Below are 17,285 nucleotides of genomic sequence, written 5' to 3'. Positions count from 1 at the left end.
TTTAGTATAAGAATTTATCTCGGTGTGTAATACGGAACAAAACTGTCCGCCCTGTCTCAGGGTCCGTCCAGGTCAGGTTGTTATTACCGAGATTCAAGTCAAAGAAATCTCCATTGTAAAGATGTGAAACATTCTGTCCATTCCTTGTAATTTTGAATTTGCCGGAATCGATAACAATTACTTCCCCAGGTCGGAATACATCTGTAAACTCGATAAAGTCCGTATGATACCTGTCAGCATCTGCATGTAAGCTACCTACTCCAGACATACGCTCTGCTATCATCTCAATTTCACGGATATACTCAGCCTGCATACGTCCTTGACCGGACATCGGCTCGGCTTCCAGGTCGAATGATCGGATGAACTCAGTACTAAATTGAGCCTGTCCAGACAACTGTGCAGATAAGGTCATATGTACCGCGAAATCTAGCACATATTCCACGGACGTTGCCGGGCTGGTTGTATTAAAGGACATCAGGTTAAACGCCTGATCGCTGTCATTGCCTGTTTCGATCTTCCTTGAGTACATTTTTCCTTGTCCGGCCATGTGAGCAGAGAGGTCAATAATATTCCCCTCTGCTGCTGGCTGATTAAACCCTAAACTATTGAATCCTCCACCAAACATAGCGCCCTCCTATTACACGATGGTTATATCGTCTGGATCAGCTAGAAAACTGACACCATCAAGGGAAACCCATCCAACCCCAGAAGGAGTAGGTATAACTTGTCCAGCCATATCTGCGGTAGATGTACTTTTATTCCCGACGATCCCCAACCGTAATGGGCCATTTTCTCCCCACACAACAAAATTAAGGCTGTGCTTAGGTCTGTATCCTTTTTTCAATTGAAATATATATTTTGCAATATCCTCGAAAGTGGTATTTTTACATATACCAGAAAGGTATACTCTTCCGTCATTACCTTTATAATATTTTGGCGGTCTATCGTAACTAGCATCAAATATCTCCCAATGGTTACTCAATTCCGGCTTCACAAGAATGTTATTCAAACTGGAGCGCGCCAATAATTCAAGATCACCGACTCTTATATTTTTGACGATTATCACTTTATTCTCAGCTCGATCATTGAATAAATAAACCCCGTTATACTTGCACATGCCTTGTGTAGAACCAAAAGTAGGCGGAACAATTGTTTCAACATAGGAAAAAGTATTATTCTTAAAAGTGAATTTATCAATTCCACCTGCGAACTCGCCCCCCTTGGCATTAGGCCCGTGCATATTTGCGTATAATGCTCCATCCTCCCATAAAATCCCTTGGTATCCCCCATAAGCTTTGGCAGTCGTTGGCAATGGGTAGCTTGCTACAAGCGATAATGTTTTACTGAACTTCTTGATTATTTGTTGGTCATGATAACTAACCCACAAAAATTCGTCATGGTCAATGATGCACTCCGCTGCTCCAACCCCAATATCTGTTACGCTAATCTGATTGAATCCATCATCGTAAGTTTTATACTGAACAATTCTAGATTCATAGGGTGTCGAACCTCCAGAATTTATATTATAGGCTGTTACATACAAACGTCCGTCAATGAAGCTTATATCACCAAAAGACATGAATAAACCGCCTGAGTCCTTACCTGTAAACGCATTTCTTTTCTCGTCCACAAAGTTACCATACATATCATAAACACTTATAATGTTTTCATCGTCCTGAATGCCGCTTTCGGGATTATCAGTAGCGAGATAAATATACTTCCCATCAGTACAAACACCCTGCCATGCCCGAAAAGGAGCGTGTGCAGGGAAGGTTATTATTTCTGGTGAAATCAGTTTAAACGAATCATCAATGCGTTTATTAGTTGCATCAAGCTCATTAATATTGTTTTGGGCCGCTTTCCAGTCCGCAGCAGTAAAATTACGTGCGATTCGTGTACCAACAGGCCACGCACGCGTAACGCCTTCAAACCCACGTACACACCCTTTAAGCACGTTACCCTCTACCGATGTATACGTAATGGTTTCTGCTACATCACCGTTCCCTAAAACGGCTATACCCTCCCCTTGAAGCAACACAGACGCATTTAACACCGTAATTTCTGTTTGCGTGTCCGTTACCAGTTCTGCAAGCTCCGTTTTCGGACTATTGACAACTGGTGGATACATTTTTTCCATGCTTAACACCTACCCCTCATCAATTACTAGCTTCCCGGCTGCAAAACGGATATGATCGTCCTCCAAGATAGTACGCGGTTTGGTAATCGCTCCGTGATATAGTAAGTTACCACCAGTCATTGCATCCCTAATGCCGATGTACGTGATAAGGCCCCAATCTTTGGTGGCGATAGGCATATACACATCAGCAGAACTCCGTGCAGATCCCCAACGGTCCGCAAATGTCGGTTCGCTAAAACTTACTTCGCTGCGCGCATAGCCACCACCGGTGACTTCCTGGCCTGTATCTGCATCTGTAGGATTACTCGTATATAGTGCGATATACACCTTGGATGGTGCTGTAAATGGTACACCACGCAGGGCCGCATTCAGACAAGCCCTTTTCCAATAATTTGACTTCGATAGCAATATTTCATCTGCCAATCATAAAACCTCCTATTCTACTTGGTATTCATTTGCTATCCTGAAATTCCGAATCTCGTTATTGCCGATGTTGGTTAGAACAATAACAGGACTCGCCCGTTCATCCCCTGTAGAAATAACTGAAACTGTTTGCGGAGACTGTGTGATAATTACCTCTTTTATGTTCTCCTCTGACTCTGGAAACGGATGCTCACCCATCTTAATCGGGATAGTCAGTTCCCCATCCCAAAGTATCTTTTCAATGTCCAATGTTCCAGCGTACCGTCCTATATACCGTCTTCCCGGCAAATCAGAAAATGTGAATACGATATCCCCTTTTTTGGCATTAAAAAGAGCCGCCACTTGGGCGACTCTCCTATGGTAATCAAGGGTAGTATCATCAGCCATTAGGACGCATTCGAGATTGATTAACCGCGCTCCATACGTGCTGCCAAAATCCAACTCTCCATCCCTCTCAGCTATCTCAAGGCTATGGTCTTTTGTTGGTGGTAACACAGGTATATTGTGAGTTTTAAGCCCTAATCCAATGGATTTAAAGGATTTCCCATCCACCGTAGCGTCTATCATTAAGACTTGCCTCCCCTCGTTTGCAACCTCCGTACAAAGTTGTCCCTTTCGCTCCAAAACACCTTTGCTGCGGATTCGTCTTCAATATAAGTATCACCTGATTTTATTACGAACTGGTTGCTGATTTGCTGCGGATTTGAACTGCCCGAAGCCATTGGCATTGAAAAATCAGGCATAGAGAAATTAAGTTTCGGCATCTTAAAATTGATAATTTTCCACAAGTTGCTCTGTTGTTGACCATTCAAATACATTTCCCCTTCACGGGCAATGACGGGTACCTCTGCTCCCTTCTGGCCTTGAACGATCCCGCCAGAATGGAATTTTTGAAGTTTCCCTGTATCCTTCTTAATGCCATACTTATTCCGCAGAGCGGCATTTTCCTCGTGCAGTTTGGTCTTCTCAGCAGCACCTGCTGAATACCATTTATCAATATTAGAATTGTATCTCGCCAAATCGCTGTCCTTTTCTGATATTGAGGAACCTGTATCAAAGGATGCAGACAATGAGGTGGAATTGATTTCAGCCATTTTAGCCTGATAGTCAGCAATAAACTGATCCAACTGACGCAAAATCTCCGCGTTCTTCTCGGTTTCTTTTGAGATTTGGGTATTTTTCAAATCTTCAGCTTTAGATTCAACACCATCTGAATACTCATTATATTTCTCGGCTAGCTGATCATAATGTTGTTTGGCAGCTTCAATCTGGTCATTGTAATCCTTTTCCCGCTCAGTCTTCTCGTCTTGGAGCTTCTTCTTCTGATCCTCCAATCCACGCTTAGCCAGCGTTCGGTTATGTTCCCGCTGCATATCTTCAATATCTTTTTCAGTCTGTTTTCGTTCAGCAATACCTTCCGGACCGACAGCAGACTGTAGCAGGGCAAGGCGCGCTTGTTTCTCCGCCATTGCGCGTTCATAATCCTCGTCTTCATTAGCTGTCTGCATTTTGGCAAGCAAGTCGTCTATGGCCTTAATTTTAGCGTCCTGAGCCTCGATAAAAGCATCCCGTTCCGCCTCAATCCGCTTTACTTCCTCATCCCGAGTCTTTTCAAGTGCTTCCTTTTCCTTCTTGGCAGCTTCGGTAGCAGCCTTCTTCTGATCCTCCAAAAGTTGCTTCTTCAAATCATGGACCTGTACATCAATTTCCATCCGTTGTTCTGATCCTTCTTTATAAAGAGCCTGCATTTTTGTCCATAAATTGAGCTGATCGGAAACAGATACGGCTTCCATACTCTTTTGGTAATTGATTCGTTTTTGGAAGTCGGACAGGAACTCATCTTCCAGAGCTTTACGTTTCTCATAAATCTTCTGTTGCAACTCAAAACTTTGTTCGGCAGTACGATCCTTTGCCTTACTCATACGCATATAAGCGTCATATTCCATTTTGAGGATAGCAATTTGGGTTTGCCCTGCCATCTCCATTTTGGAAGTCTCTTTATCAATCCACTTCTCACTGTTTTGATAGCGAAGCTCATTGTATTTGACGGTTAAATCATAGATTTGTTTGGCAATCTCTCTACGGTTAGCAGGAAGCAGATAATTTTTACTTTGCTCCTTCTTATAGAAATCCAGGCTGGTTTTTACCATCTCAATTTCTTGTTTGTTGACCTGCCGCATACGCTCGGTTCTTCGCTCAAGATTCTCCACGTCTTCCTGAAATCTTGAATCATTCAGTTTCTGAACATCGCGGCTCCATTGCTTCATTGCATCCTTATCTTCCGATAGGTACTGCTTATGTCGTTGAGCCAGTCGTTTGTATCCTGCAATCTGCTGGTTTATAGACCATTCATTTCGTTCAGCGATGTACTTAAAGTTATCAAGATCGTCATCATAACTATCTTTACGTGCCGCAGATGCGTCCTTAGCTGCTTTTTCAGCTGCACGTTCCGCATCGCTCTTGCCTTTTTTGCCCCCGCTTCCCTTCGATTTTTTCGAACCAGAAGAACTCACGCCAAATTTAGGATCATTATATAGCTTGGTTAAAGCATTAATCTGAGTGTCATACTGCTTCATATCTTTCTCGTATCCACTATATATTTCGCCTATATCTTTTTTACTTTGCTCCATGTTTTTCTTATCTTGGTTTAACTGGTTCTGAAAAGGAGCACTTAGAAAAGATTTCACTCCAGTCATGTTGTTTAATTCTTTTTGTTTATTAAAAACATCTAGTGAACTTTGAGCCATAACTCCATTCAATCTAGCTTTTAACTCAGCAAGACTCTTAATCGCTCCAGCCTCTTTAATGTAGACTGCGATACGATCATCAGACTCAAGTTTTGTACTTAAACTGGACGCTTTTTCTGACTTTAGATCATCTATAGCCTTTTGTATTTTAGCTTTACGAACAACTTCGAGAGCATTCTTTTCGAAAGCCCATCCCTCAGATGTTTTGTAAATCTCCGAAGCTAATTGAGGGTATTTAAGAATTAATTCAGCCGCAGCTTCTGCGTTCATGGACTGTTTATTGGCAAGATCATTTAAAACAGTGTTCATCTCAGAAATTGCCTTACCATTACCCTGAATCTGTTCTCTTAAATCGGCAAGAGCTTCCTCCTGTGATTTAACACTTTCGGTTGCTGTTCCAGCTTTCCCAGCAAATTGGTCAGTTTCAATAGCTGCTTGGCCTAAAGCTACTCCTACTTCTGTTACAGATAAAGTGAGTTTGTTATTCTCTTGTTCTAACGTTTTTATTTTTTCTTCTAACTTCGCAGCATCTTCCTTAAATTCGCCTGTCCCTAAAAAATTTCCAATTGGATTAGCGATGATCTTTTTTACTCGTTCCAGTTCTTTTGTAGCTTCTGTGATTTCATTTATTTTTTGTTTTTGTTGTTCGATTAATTGCGCTTGCTGATCTTTCAATACATTTTTTCGGGCTTCATTCTGCTTCTCGATGAGTTTGTTTAACGCATCAACTTGCACCTGTACAGCCTCATCCGTATAACCAGCAGCTTCAAGCTGCTTGGCCCCTTCTTTTCCAAGAGTAATAACCAGCGCCTTAGAAATCTCTTCAAGTTGTTTTTTTACCTGTGTTTCCTTCTCTGCTGAAATGCTTCCGGCTTTCATTGATTGTTCAAGTGAGCGATGAGCATTTGTCAGTTTAGGCAATAATTCAATCTGTCTTTGATATTGGCTAACCATTTGCTGCGATGCCGAGTCCTCATCTTTTAAATTCTGAATTCTATCGCGAGTAGCCTTCTCCTCTTTACCACTATTCATCGCAACCAGAGCAATTGCACCAACAAGTAAGCTCAATCCCGCTGTGGCGGCTGCTGTTGTCACAGTCGCTGTGGCTTGAGCAACAGACAATGATTTTGTAGCAACTGTAGCTCCCTCGGTTGCTACCGTTAAAGCTCCTTGTGCTACTGTAGCTCCTTCGGTAGCGGCAACTCTCTGAACTGTTGAAAGAGTTGCTCCTTGTGAAGAAACGATATTAACATTATTAGCTACAGTATTAGCACCAATAGCGGCAGTTTCCGCAGCCTTTGCAGCCGTCAATACTTTTACAGCAGCAATTACATTCATGACTGGTCCGCTCAGAGCTTTATAGGCAAGTAGTAGACCACCGATTGCTGCCGTCCCCTCAAACACGCCGGAAGGAACTTTTGTAAGTCCAATAAGTAGTTGGTCAATTGCATCCAATACATCCTTGATTGTTCTTCTCAAACCATCGTCGCCTGCATTATTAAATATCTCAAGCAAAGAAGCCTTAGTTTGAGCAGCTTTGCGCTGAATGGTATCCATCTGGACTTTGAGGTACTCCATTGTAGATCCCGTTGAACCAATAGAGGCTGCTGTACCAAGTAGAATGTCTCCAGCATTTAGAGAAGCGGCTAATTTAGCATATTGATATACACCACGTGAAATATCAGCGTATGATTTCGTAAGATCATAGTTTTTGTCGATTACTTTGGTGGATAAGTCCAGCAAGATATCTTCTGCTCGTCTCCACTGTTCCTGTCCGTTAACGACTTCCTTTGTTGCAACTCCCAATCGTTCAATCTCTGCTACGGCTTTATCTGTACGGATTGTACCCAGGACTGTCTTCCACATGTTCCCCAAGTTTTCCCCGCTGAGAGCCGTGTTACGAACACCTGCTGAAATCAAGCCGTTCATAAAATCAAATGAAACGCCTGTTTCTGCCGCTATCTTACCTGTCCGTTCGAAGGCAGCTCCCAAGTCTCTCGCTGGTGCCATCGTGTCATGGGCAACCTTGGACCAGGAATCCAACACGCGACCACCAAGCACCATGGCATCGTTGCTGTCTTTAATCTGCACGCCATATTGAGCAAATGTGGACTCCATTGATTTAGTCGCGCCTTCAAGAGAAACCAAATCGACAGTCGAAAGCATCGTAGACTTACGCACCATTTCCTGAACTACGCCTGCGTCCTTATACATCCGGCCCCAAAGACGTGCTGATTCGGTAACGTCCATAATTTCCGAACCAAGGTCATGCGCCGTTCGAATAAATTTGGTCGTCTGGTCATGAAGTTTTTCGGTGTTCATCACCATTTCTTTGGTGCCTTCATTGTACTCCAAAAAATAGTGCTCATTGGTTTGGATATAACCCGCCATGTTGGACTCAATGCCAACTAATCCCTCTTTAAGTGCCTCCTGCGTTTTATGCATAGCTGCGTATGCTGTATTAAATACCAGAGCATGTGTAGCCATATCTCCTACACGACTAATCCAATTAGGAGTTGTACTAAAAGTCTGCTTCATTTGCGATTCAGTTTGGCTCAGTGAACGACGGATCTTCTGTTCTTCTTGAAGTACCTTTTCGCGAACCTGTGCTTCTTTCTGCTCTCTAGCGCGCAGAGCACTTAGCCAGAACTTTTCATAATCCTGTGCGTTTTTCCTCGCCTGCTGCGCTTCCTTATCCGCCATTTGTTGCAGCTTTATGCGGATAGCCTGTTCTTGCATAAGAACACGTTCACGCGTCTTATCATCTGTTCCTGCCCCTGAAACTTTAGCAGCTCTCTGCCCGGTTGATGTCGCCTTATTTTGAAGGGCTTCCATCCGTTTTAGATGCTCTCGTTCCTGCTGTTCAATTGCATCCTCACGCTTTTTTACAATGGCCTGTTGTGCCCTTAGCTTCTCATCTGTAATTTTGTTAGCTTGGTCTAGTTGGTTCTTTCGTGCAGCATTTAATTCTGCCTGTGCAGTGCGTTGCTTAACAAGAGCTTCGGATTCAGCAAGGATCTTCTTCCGTCTGTCATCTGCTGAAAGAGCAAACTTGTCTGCGCTACTGGCAAGAGATTTGAAATTCTTCTCACTTAGTCCGAGTTCCAAATTTAAAACCTTAAAAGATTCAGCATTCGCCCTTGCTCCGTTGTCGATCACCTTGAAAGCGGGTAGTATCTTGGTTGTATCCAAGTTTATCCGCGCACCTACTACATCTTTACTTAAATCCGCCACTTTGCTCACCTCTTCATAGGGTTCAGGAAACTTTTCCTGCCCTGAATACAGAAAAAGAGGCATCCTGCATGATTGCGGATGCCTCTTAATTTACTTGGCGAAGAAACCAAGATCAGATAATGTCTTAACCTTCTTCGGCTTTTTGTTTTCAACATTGCCACCGTGAAGAATGATTTCAAATTCCCGGTTTCTGTTCTTAGCCTTCATGAGCGCTCTAATTTTTGGAATAGTCATATTAGGCCACTCCGAATCAGAAATACCATTGCTCACACATAAAGCCCAAAGTTCTAACCAGTCCGTTTCATGCTCATCCTCGACAGGGTTAGACTCCTCCTGTTCATCTTCCTCATCTGACTCTTCATCTGGAGGAAACGACTCAGAATAGAAATCGGTCTAACAAATCATCCAGTACTGCAATACCGTCCTGGTCAATCAGTTCATACTCTTTTTCCGTTATTTCCTCAACCAGCACGAGATTAAACACCTTTTTGTACATTTCCTCCACTTTAGGCCAGTCAACTGCTTCCCGGTCTTCGGTAGCCTCCCATTTTTTCCGGCCTATCGAAAAGGAAAACTTGTGTACTACACCATCCATTTCTTCACGAACCTGACGGATCAATGCAATAGTCCCGATCTTCACATGCTTTTTGATGCCCTCTGCCAACCGAATTTCTGAACCTATATTAAGAGTTTTATCCAACTGTTTGTCTGTACTCATTAAATTTCCTCCTCAATGTATGTAACCCCCTATCGCTCTGGTAGGGGGTTGGGTTAGTGATTAATTAGATACCGAAAATGATTTCCACTGCATATCCGTTAGGGTTTTCCGGCGTGATATCCGGTTCCATAATCTCCAGCGCCAATGTGTTAGTGGTTGGCTTTTTGCGTTCTTGGGACACGTCCAAAGTTCCGCCCCCGAGGGCCTTCCAAATAGTGAGCTGGCAAGGGACTTCTTTACCGTTCCGATCATCGGTTAAGGAAAAACGGTGTACCAGCTTAAATGGTTTCGGACGGCGTTTACCGCTTAAGCTACTTCTTGTAGCATTCTCTTTAGACCATTTGAACGTAACGGTAATTAACTTCCCTTCATTTGCAACATCAGAAGTAATTTTTCCATCAGCTGTAATTACGTACTGTTCTGCTGTTGGAGTGGAAGCAACACGAGTCAGTTCAGTAAGTTCTCCTGTGACAGTGTCTTTTAAGTAAACGCGGTCACTCTTATCAACAAAGGTTCCATTATACTTTGTCGGAGCCTTTAATTTATAGCCATCAGTAGCGGTCAAAAATCCTTGCTCTACCTCATCAAATTGAACTGTGCCTTTTTCTGATTCAGCCCCTTGAGACAACTCAGCCAAAATATCAGAGTAACGAGGAATCTCCATAGAGGCTTTATCCCCTAAATCCTTAGCAGTATAGTGGAATGCATATCCACTATCGCCACCCATTACTTTGTCCCAATCAAACTGCAATTGCAAAGTTACTTTAGTGATTTTATCATCAAGAAACTTAAGCCTTCCGCCTTCTTCATAAACCTGCGCTGACCCCACGCCATCAAATACTAAAGGTTGCATATAGTTTCATCCTCCTTATATGTGAACACAAAAAAACTGGTCAGCTTATTTGACCAGTTCCCATAGACGCTTATCAATTTCTGCAATGCGACTGTACTCTTTGGTTAGCTTGTAACCCTGTTTTGGATTCCAGATCCCCATGATACCCAATCCTTTAGCAAGCGCGATTTTTTCAGCAATCAGCGTTTCCCACTCGGTAGGTTCTGGTTTAGGAGGATTAGGTTGAGTCCAATTCAATTCGGCTTCATAAGTTGTACCAGCAAGAGTAACAACATTAAATTTGTACTTCTTGGTTGCATTTGCTTCACTAAACCATAGAGTTTCCTGATCATCCGGTTCAATTTTAACCCCATCTTTTTCAATACTGGATACGTTGGTTTTAGCCAAAGAAACTCGCTTTTGTGCTGAATCCAGCAGCTCATATTCAACGTGGTTAACACCATTGTGATCACCGGATCTCCCGGTTGCTTTCCATACAGCTGCATCTGCCATTCTGCTCACCTCAATTCATTCTCAAGTAATCAACATCGAAAATTGCTTTGTACCCCTTAGCCCCTTGGATACCAGTAGCAAAATCCGAGTCATAGGATAGCACACAAAGATAGGACATAAACCCCTGTGCAAACAACCTTTTTTCGTGCAAGGTTTTGAATGCTCTTTCAAATAGAAGCTTTGCTTCATATGCTGTCTTACCATAAAAGTCGATACAGAACTTACCTTCGAACACCAGTGGATTAGTGGCATATCGTCCCGGCATGACATATTGGCAGATATGTGGAACTGTATCCTTAGAAACCGTTATCTCAGGCTCCATGCCTTTCGTAAATCGCTTTACGACATCAGCAGAGGATGATGAAGGAGTAAGCTTCAGCATGCTCATAAATTCCGAATCTTCTTTCAAAGCATTTTGAACAGCATCAATAAGTTGTAGGCTCACTCCCGTACCTCCTTGAAGTATCTGTGATACGGAAACTCAGTTATTACACGGCTAATGCCATCCAAAATACGTTTCCGGTTAGACTGAATTGCAATACGCAGGAAGTAGGTTGGTGGTGTGGCCCTAAATGAAGGATCAATATCACCGCGCTCCGCAAGCTCCTCCAAATCTACTCCAGCATATCCCCCACCTGATTCCTTCATGGTTCCGTCAATCGCCCGGTACTTCCCTCTTGAGCGACCAACAATGATACGATCACCTTTGGATCTCAGTCGGTTCCATGCTTCGCTGTTCATGTAGGTTATTAAGCCGGGATTTTGGCTACTGTCTGCCATCTTGGAGCCTTTACCGAATTGCTCAAGCCATACTTGCCAGTAATGCGCTGTAATGTCGCCTGAAATCATCTGATTCGCTAGCACAAACATGTGCATTTCCAAGTGGTCCCGAACTGCCGGATAATACCGTATGCCGCTTTTAGCCGTAAGCATGACCAACTTTGTTAATCCGGTAATCTCAACAGCCAATTTATTCTCCAGATCCTTTGCGGCCCGCGCTGCATCATAGCCCGTAATCATCGACGGTCCTCCGAAAGCTGAACGTATAGCAGATTAGGGTACTTGATCTTATCTACCACATCTACCTGGTATGTCTTCCCGCCCATTACAATCCGGTCAGGCGCGGATAGACTTGAGTCTTGAGGGTCTCTTACATCGACTGTCGTCTGTAACTGCAAGGTAAACACGGTACTCGGCAGCAAGCCCGGCTCCTGTTGTCGCAATTGTGCTGTGACATACTGTGCAGAACAAACAACATCAGCAGCAACAGATACAAAGTCAGGACCACCTATAGGGTTATCGTTGGCATCATAAGCTTGCTGGTATCTTTGCACCTCGATTAAAGCATTCGTTTTAATCAGAGAGCAGTACTTGTCCTTCTCAGTTGTTGTACGTAGAGTCTGTACCAAATAAGACGATTCGTTCTGAACTATATCTCCCGGCTTTACAGATGATTTCGAAGAAAACAAACCATTGTACATATACTCTTTTCCGATAACCGTTGTGGCTTTCGTTTCCCTAGACAATATAACGACATCGGGCTCACCATTGACAGTACAAGGTGAATGCCTATGAGCGAAGTCTTTAAACATTAGTGACGCCGCCTTTCTCTCACCCGGGTCGGCCCAGCTACACCGAATACCGGAACATCTGTCCCTTGCTGTACTGTTGATATGGACTCGATAAAATCATAGGCTTCATCAACAAGCTGAACAGCGTACTTTTTCCAATCAACAACCTGATTTTCAAAAGAGAAGTCAAAGTCCTTTTTAGACTTCTTGATTCTCGCTGTCATGGAAGGGGCCAGTATGGCAGCAACCATACAAACGGCTGCTGCATACACATAAGTTTGATCATCACCAGTTAACTCAGCATAATCAGGAACGGCTTTTACAATCCTCGATTCTCCAATGGGCAAAACAGAAAGAGCGTCTATGTCAGCATCGGATATTACATCCTCACCAACGCCTAGACGCCCTCTAATTTCTTCATGATATGTTTCTGTAATGAGTATCTTATTTGCCATCTGCTGCACCGCCAGCAGCACTGATAGCCTGTTTCAATTGTTCAATACTCATTTTGGTGTATCCGGGTATTTTTAATTCCTTAGCTGAGGCTTTCAATTCTTTCAACTCACCATCAGACTGAAGAATATCAATTTGCTCAAGTAATTCCGCTTCTCGCGCTTTAGACTGTTCTAATTCGGCCTGAAGTTGCAACTCCCGTTCTGAAGGAGAACCATCAACAGCCCCGTTACCATCTACAATTTCCGCAAGCAATTGTCCGGTTGCCGCATTACGAATTTCTTTCTTTGCGATATCTACAAGACCGTCAGGGGCATCTGTTACGATGTCTCCGGCATTGTATTGTCCAACAGCATCAACCAATACTTTTACAGTTGTCATAAATTGAGTTCTCCCCCTTACGCCACTGTAGCGAAGATATGCCAGTTGACGTATTTCAGCCGCGGCAGCACAGTCGCACCATTGATGACTTGCCATTGATCAGGGTCACCTTGAATCAGTTTGGTGAGAGCAAATTTCCCAGTATGGCCTGTAAAAATATCCTCATAGTTATTTGGACTTGTAACAAGATCCATAATGGAGCCTGTCATGCCTTGACCGATGATAATTACGGCATTGTCAGGAATAAACGGGTAGAACGTCCCGGTATCATCAATGTAGCCACCATCGTAAACTTCATACTGAAGCCCGCTCAAATTTTGGCTGACAATTTCAGAAAGTGAGCCATCAGTTACAACATCCTTGCCATATGTGTATCTAATCAATTCGCGAATTTTCTCATTTTGCTTCATGTAGCTGTCTACCTTTTTATTGGCCAGAATCTTAACTCCTCTTGCACCACTTCCCCGGAATAGAAGGAGCCACTCATCCAAGTTTTTCAGCGGATCAGCGGTTGCCGTATTGCTCCAGAGCACATCTGCCGTTGGCTTGTTAGTGGCAGGGACGCCGTAATCAATCGTTCTGGCAGGTTTGTTTGCTGTTGCTGGAACGATAAGGTTACCGGTCAGGGACTGCCAACGCATCCACTCAAAACGTGTCTCAAGCCGCATATTCAAGTTGACCAGTTGATCTACCATATACTCCTCTGCCCACTGTTGCTGCAAGTTATTACCTGGCTTTCTCAAAGTGACAATCTTTTCACGATCAATAATGGACTTTTCTCTCCATTCCTGGTTCGTGAAGTTCATATGTTTCACCACAGGAGACGTATGAATTGGTGAAGGATCATTCAGCCCAGTAGCAGGTGTCATCCCCGTGTCGTCATAAGTAACGTCATATTCGATGGTGAGTCCAAGTTCAGGTTTGAAGTCAACGCCATTTGTCAGTAGTTGAGCCCCGCGAAAACTGTTAATATCCGTCCGAATGTTCTGGACGACTTCCGTAAGGAAATATGGATCAAGTACGTTTGCCATGTGTGTTTATCCCCCTTATACAAAGTAGCAAAGCTTCAGCGCTGTCTTAGCCGCTGCATCAATGCCTGTCAATTTAGATTCATGGAAAATGCCAGCGATCCACGCCGAAGCGCCAACATCTGAGATTGTTGTATCATGGTCGTTATCCAAAATGCACAAGGCTACTTCGGAACCATTGGTTGCCGATGCGCTATACGCCACCGCTTTATCCTTATCCGCCCCAGCCGCTGTTATTTTGCCGATAACTGTCCCTTTTTTCAGGATTCCTTGTCCTTGTTTCAGCAAAATACCTCCGGGAAGCTTTGCCTGAAGATCGGTAGATGCAAGAACCTCTGTAAACTCTTGAGTAATAACCTGACCGGGACCAGGAGCGCCATTATACTGAGATTGCATCATAATTATTTATCCTCCTTCAGCAGATTACCTCTGCCTGTGTTCTTAAGTGCCGCCCGAGCTTCTTCACGAGCTAATGCTTTAAGTTGTTCTGGAGTTTTCTCGCCACCATCATTTTGTGAGTTAGTTGGTGGTGTTCCATTTAGTGCTCCCTCAGGAAGGTTTACATCGTCACCTTGTGTATGGCGACCACCACCACCCAAAGCAGCTTGTGCCTGCGCCTCATACGTTGCGCCGATCTTTTCAATTTCAGATACCGGGAGATGAGACAGTGCTGTTTTCATCGCCTCTACATTAAAGGCTTCACCAAGAGCACGTACGCCAGCTCCGCATGCTTGTTCAGTGACCTTCACCTTGTACATTGCTCCATCAGTAGCTTGAACACTCAGCGCTGTAAGCTTCGCTGGGATTTCTGCGTCACTCTCAACGCCCAATGCAGTCCGTACTTGTCCAAGCATGCCATTAGCCACTGCCAGTGCAGTTGCTTGGGTTTGCGCTGCTGCCAAAGCAGCTTTTTGTTCTTCATTCATAGTGTCATCTCCTTGGGCCAGTGTCTCGGCCTGTTCTTTTGTTTGATGCTGTTTAGATACAAAAGCAGACATACCGCCTTTGTTGCTGAAAAAATAAAAGACGCGTCCATCGCCATCAAGCGACTTCGCATCTAAAGGTAACGGTTCGTATTCAGTTTGTTTCGGCTGTTCAGATTCACCATGTTGTTTCATTGAGAGAGATTCACGTGTAATTCCAGCGCCTTCGTAACCGCCATCAAACACGATAGAGTTTTCCATGATATATCCATCATCCGCGAGAACAAGACATTCTTTGTCATCGTACGTTTGCCCACGAATGTGCGAACATGCTGAGGAACCATAATAATCGCCGCCACAAATGCTACACGTATGCTTTGTAGTAACAAACCCTGCGGAGGTATCAAAGATAGTTCCTGAATCAATGCCGGTAGCCAGTTGATCTGTTGAGATTCCATCAGCCTCTAGCCCTTTTGCCATGTAATGATCACCGTAAAGTTCCAGTTCCCCTCCCTCTTCGATAATCCGGCTGTCAAAAGTTCTGCCATACGGGAAAGATAAGGCTTCCCACTTCTGCCACGGATGGTCAACCAGCAAGGCAACTCCCTCTTTAACTTGATCTGCCATTTTGCGTAGGAAGTTTGGAGTAATCTTCATTTTGTACTTATCAATACACTTGGTTCCAATGATTCTCGCTTGAAACACATGAGTTTGTTCATCGGTTAAAGGGACCAATGCTTTTTGATTGATCTTCGCCAATTGTTCGGGTGTAGGTTTAGCCATATTGTTTATTCACCTCCCTCCGATGGAGTATTTTCTTCATTCGAATCAGATTCATGCTTCTTTACAAGCAAAGGAAGTAATTCAGCAGGAATTTTGGCATTAATACCAAGTGTCCAACGTATTTCTTCAGCAGCTTCCAACGGTGTGATGTAGAAATTCTTCTCCGCTATGATGTAGTTATCGATCTTTGAACGGCGGTCACGTTCAATCTCATTTTCAGAGCGTAGATCAATGGGGAGGTAGTCAGCTTCAACTTTTGTTTGAGTCCCTTTTACTCTTGCGGACAACGAAAAAGCCCGCTGCCAGAAACGTTTGGTTACGCTCCGCGCGGACTCTACATTTTTGATATATATTTGAGTATCAATAGAGCTGTATGTTTCGGTTGAGCCTTGATGCCTTGAAAGAATGGTCAGCAATGTTTTGAGTGAAGTAGCCATTTGGGTATCAATGATATCAATCAGCTTCTTGATATCAATCATCGGCCCCGAATTACCGCCTTTTAGATACTCGACCTTTACACTATCCCAGTGGACAAGGGCATCGTCTGGATTAAGTGAGTTGAAGTGGTTTATCATCTCTTCCATTCGCTCTTTGAGCCATTTCTGTTGACCATCGGGATTACTTTTCAAGTTGTTCGGCATATTCTTCAGCATGATTTCTTCCAGCATGGAGATATCAAGCCGTGGATATCCTTGGTTATGCACGACTGCTTTTAGGTCAGCCAGCACTTGAAGATGAAAGAATACTACTTGCAGTACCGGAAGCATAGGCGTTCGTCCATAAGGATCATCAACCATAGGATCAAACTCTTCATAAATGAATGTTGGTGTGTCGATCTTCTTGTAATTACCGAACCATTCTTCATTTGCATTCCTTCGCGGGTTTTTCACGTATTGCCACGGTGTAAGGCGATTAGTCTCCGGCTCCCTACGAAACCAAATTAAAGCCGGATCAACTGGAACAATATCAATCACATCATTGCACTGTTCATTCAAGACTACCTCTCCAGCACACGCACCACGGACCATAATCATCATCCGTTGGATCGTGTCCAGTTTATTCAACGACCGTCCATGCTGATATCCTGGCGAAGGTAGCGGTGTGTTTAGCAGAGATTTGAGTTCATCCAGTACCCGTTGTCCGCCCTTATCTACATTCCCGTTTGGCTTCTTAGCTGTAAATGTTAAATCGGTATCTCCCATACGTAAGTATGTGTACAAAGCATAGGATACGTCTGGATGAACAGATATCAGAAGCTCAAGCAACTCCTCCGCCGTATAGCTTTGCAGCTTGGTTAGGTCTATATTGTGAGCCTGCTGATGTTTTTTAGGCAACCAGTTAAATATTCCCCATGGGTTAGAGTTTTTCGGGACTGTCGTCCTGCCCACGCCCATCATCTGCCGTTTTACCGTTGCCGGAAGAACAGCATTAGCAAATGAATATACAGCTCTATGATACCATTCCAAGATTTCACCGCCTTTCATTGCAAACTTCTATGAATAAAGGATAACATCAGTTTTATTCGGATTTACTACTGATTTT

Annotated in this window: 18 protein-coding genes; all 18 read right to left on the bottom strand. The window is 43.7% G+C overall.

Annotated elements, in window-relative coordinates; genetic code table 11:
* Position 1 precedes the first annotated feature (1 nt).
* Positions 2-625, bottom strand: coding sequence for a phage distal tail protein (locus tag BN1546_RS18095; RefSeq protein ID WP_090738487.1), 624 nt, complete (start codon positions 623-625; stop codon positions 2-4).
* A gap of 12 nt (positions 626-637) precedes the next feature.
* On the bottom strand, positions 638-2,137 hold the full coding sequence (locus BN1546_RS27910) for a hypothetical protein (RefSeq protein WP_255305417.1): 1,500 nt from the start codon (positions 2,135-2,137) through the stop codon (positions 638-640).
* 9 nt (positions 2,138-2,146) lie between these two features.
* Entirely contained in the window at positions 2,147-2,560 is a 414-nt protein-coding gene (locus BN1546_RS18085; protein ID WP_090738486.1) for a phage tail fiber protein, read from the bottom strand.
* Between the two features lie 12 nt (positions 2,561-2,572).
* Positions 2,573-3,127, bottom strand: a complete 555-nt coding sequence (locus BN1546_RS18080) for a phage tail domain-containing protein (protein ID WP_090738485.1) — start codon at positions 3,125-3,127, stop codon at positions 2,573-2,575.
* Positions 3,127-8,541, bottom strand: a complete 5,415-nt coding sequence (locus tag BN1546_RS18075) for a phage tail tape measure protein (protein WP_255305416.1) — start codon at positions 8,539-8,541, stop codon at positions 3,127-3,129. Before BN1546_RS18075 ends, BN1546_RS18080 begins: the two co-directional genes overlap by 1 nt.
* A gap of 90 nt (positions 8,542-8,631) precedes the next feature.
* Positions 8,632-8,775 (bottom strand): hypothetical protein, encoded by a 144-nt coding sequence (locus BN1546_RS27355; protein WP_167518779.1) that lies wholly within the window; start codon positions 8,773-8,775, stop codon positions 8,632-8,634.
* A 142-nt stretch (positions 8,776-8,917) separates the two neighbouring features.
* Positions 8,918-9,259 (bottom strand): hypothetical protein, encoded by a 342-nt coding sequence (locus BN1546_RS18070; RefSeq protein WP_014599920.1) that lies wholly within the window; start codon positions 9,257-9,259, stop codon positions 8,918-8,920.
* 64 nt (positions 9,260-9,323) lie between these two features.
* Positions 9,324-10,112: a hypothetical protein gene (locus BN1546_RS18065; protein WP_090738483.1), complete on the bottom strand. Its 789-nt coding sequence runs from the start codon at positions 10,110-10,112 to the stop codon at positions 9,324-9,326.
* Between the two features lie 45 nt (positions 10,113-10,157).
* The gene (locus tag BN1546_RS18060) at positions 10,158-10,604 is read right to left on the bottom strand and encodes a hypothetical protein (protein WP_090738482.1); all 447 of its coding nucleotides are present in this window, start codon (positions 10,602-10,604) and stop codon (positions 10,158-10,160) included.
* 10 nt (positions 10,605-10,614) lie between these two features.
* Positions 10,615-11,049 carry a hypothetical protein gene (locus BN1546_RS18055; RefSeq protein WP_090738481.1) on the bottom strand — a complete coding sequence of 145 codons (435 nt, stop codon included), beginning with the start codon at positions 11,047-11,049 and terminating at the stop codon, positions 10,615-10,617.
* Positions 11,046-11,624 carry a hypothetical protein gene (locus BN1546_RS18050; protein WP_069289715.1) on the bottom strand — a complete coding sequence of 193 codons (579 nt, stop codon included), beginning with the start codon at positions 11,622-11,624 and terminating at the stop codon, positions 11,046-11,048. The genes BN1546_RS18055 and BN1546_RS18050 overlap by 4 nt, the downstream gene beginning before the upstream one ends.
* Positions 11,621-12,196 (bottom strand): hypothetical protein, encoded by a 576-nt coding sequence (locus BN1546_RS18045; RefSeq protein ID WP_090738480.1) that lies wholly within the window; start codon positions 12,194-12,196, stop codon positions 11,621-11,623. The genes BN1546_RS18050 and BN1546_RS18045 overlap by 4 nt, the downstream gene beginning before the upstream one ends.
* Positions 12,196-12,630 (bottom strand): hypothetical protein, encoded by a 435-nt coding sequence (locus tag BN1546_RS18040; protein WP_090738479.1) that lies wholly within the window; start codon positions 12,628-12,630, stop codon positions 12,196-12,198. Before BN1546_RS18040 ends, BN1546_RS18045 begins: the two co-directional genes overlap by 1 nt.
* A complete protein-coding gene (locus BN1546_RS18035; protein WP_090738478.1) occupies positions 12,620-13,009 on the bottom strand; it encodes a hypothetical protein in 390 nt (129 codons plus the stop codon). Before BN1546_RS18035 ends, BN1546_RS18040 begins: the two co-directional genes overlap by 11 nt.
* Before the next feature lie 17 nt (positions 13,010-13,026).
* Positions 13,027-14,040: a major capsid protein gene (locus BN1546_RS18030; protein ID WP_090738477.1), complete on the bottom strand. Its 1,014-nt coding sequence runs from the start codon at positions 14,038-14,040 to the stop codon at positions 13,027-13,029.
* A gap of 15 nt (positions 14,041-14,055) precedes the next feature.
* A complete protein-coding gene (locus tag BN1546_RS18025) occupies positions 14,056-14,436 on the bottom strand; it encodes a head decoration protein (RefSeq protein WP_090738476.1) in 381 nt (126 codons plus the stop codon).
* Between the two features lie 2 nt (positions 14,437-14,438).
* Positions 14,439-15,743 (bottom strand): hypothetical protein, encoded by a 1,305-nt coding sequence (locus BN1546_RS18020; RefSeq protein WP_090738475.1) that lies wholly within the window; start codon positions 15,741-15,743, stop codon positions 14,439-14,441.
* A gap of 5 nt (positions 15,744-15,748) precedes the next feature.
* Positions 15,749-17,209, bottom strand: a complete 1,461-nt coding sequence (locus BN1546_RS18015; RefSeq protein WP_255305412.1) for a hypothetical protein — start codon at positions 17,207-17,209, stop codon at positions 15,749-15,751.
* Positions 17,210-17,285: the final 76 nt, after the last annotated feature.

The organism is Paenibacillus sp. Mc5Re-14, from assembly GCF_001049835.1.
Lineage (GTDB): Bacteria > Bacillota > Bacilli > Paenibacillales > Paenibacillaceae > Paenibacillus > Paenibacillus polymyxa_C.
The sequence above is the reverse complement of the archived record's forward strand: the minus strand, read 5'-3'. Positions and strand labels throughout refer to the sequence as shown.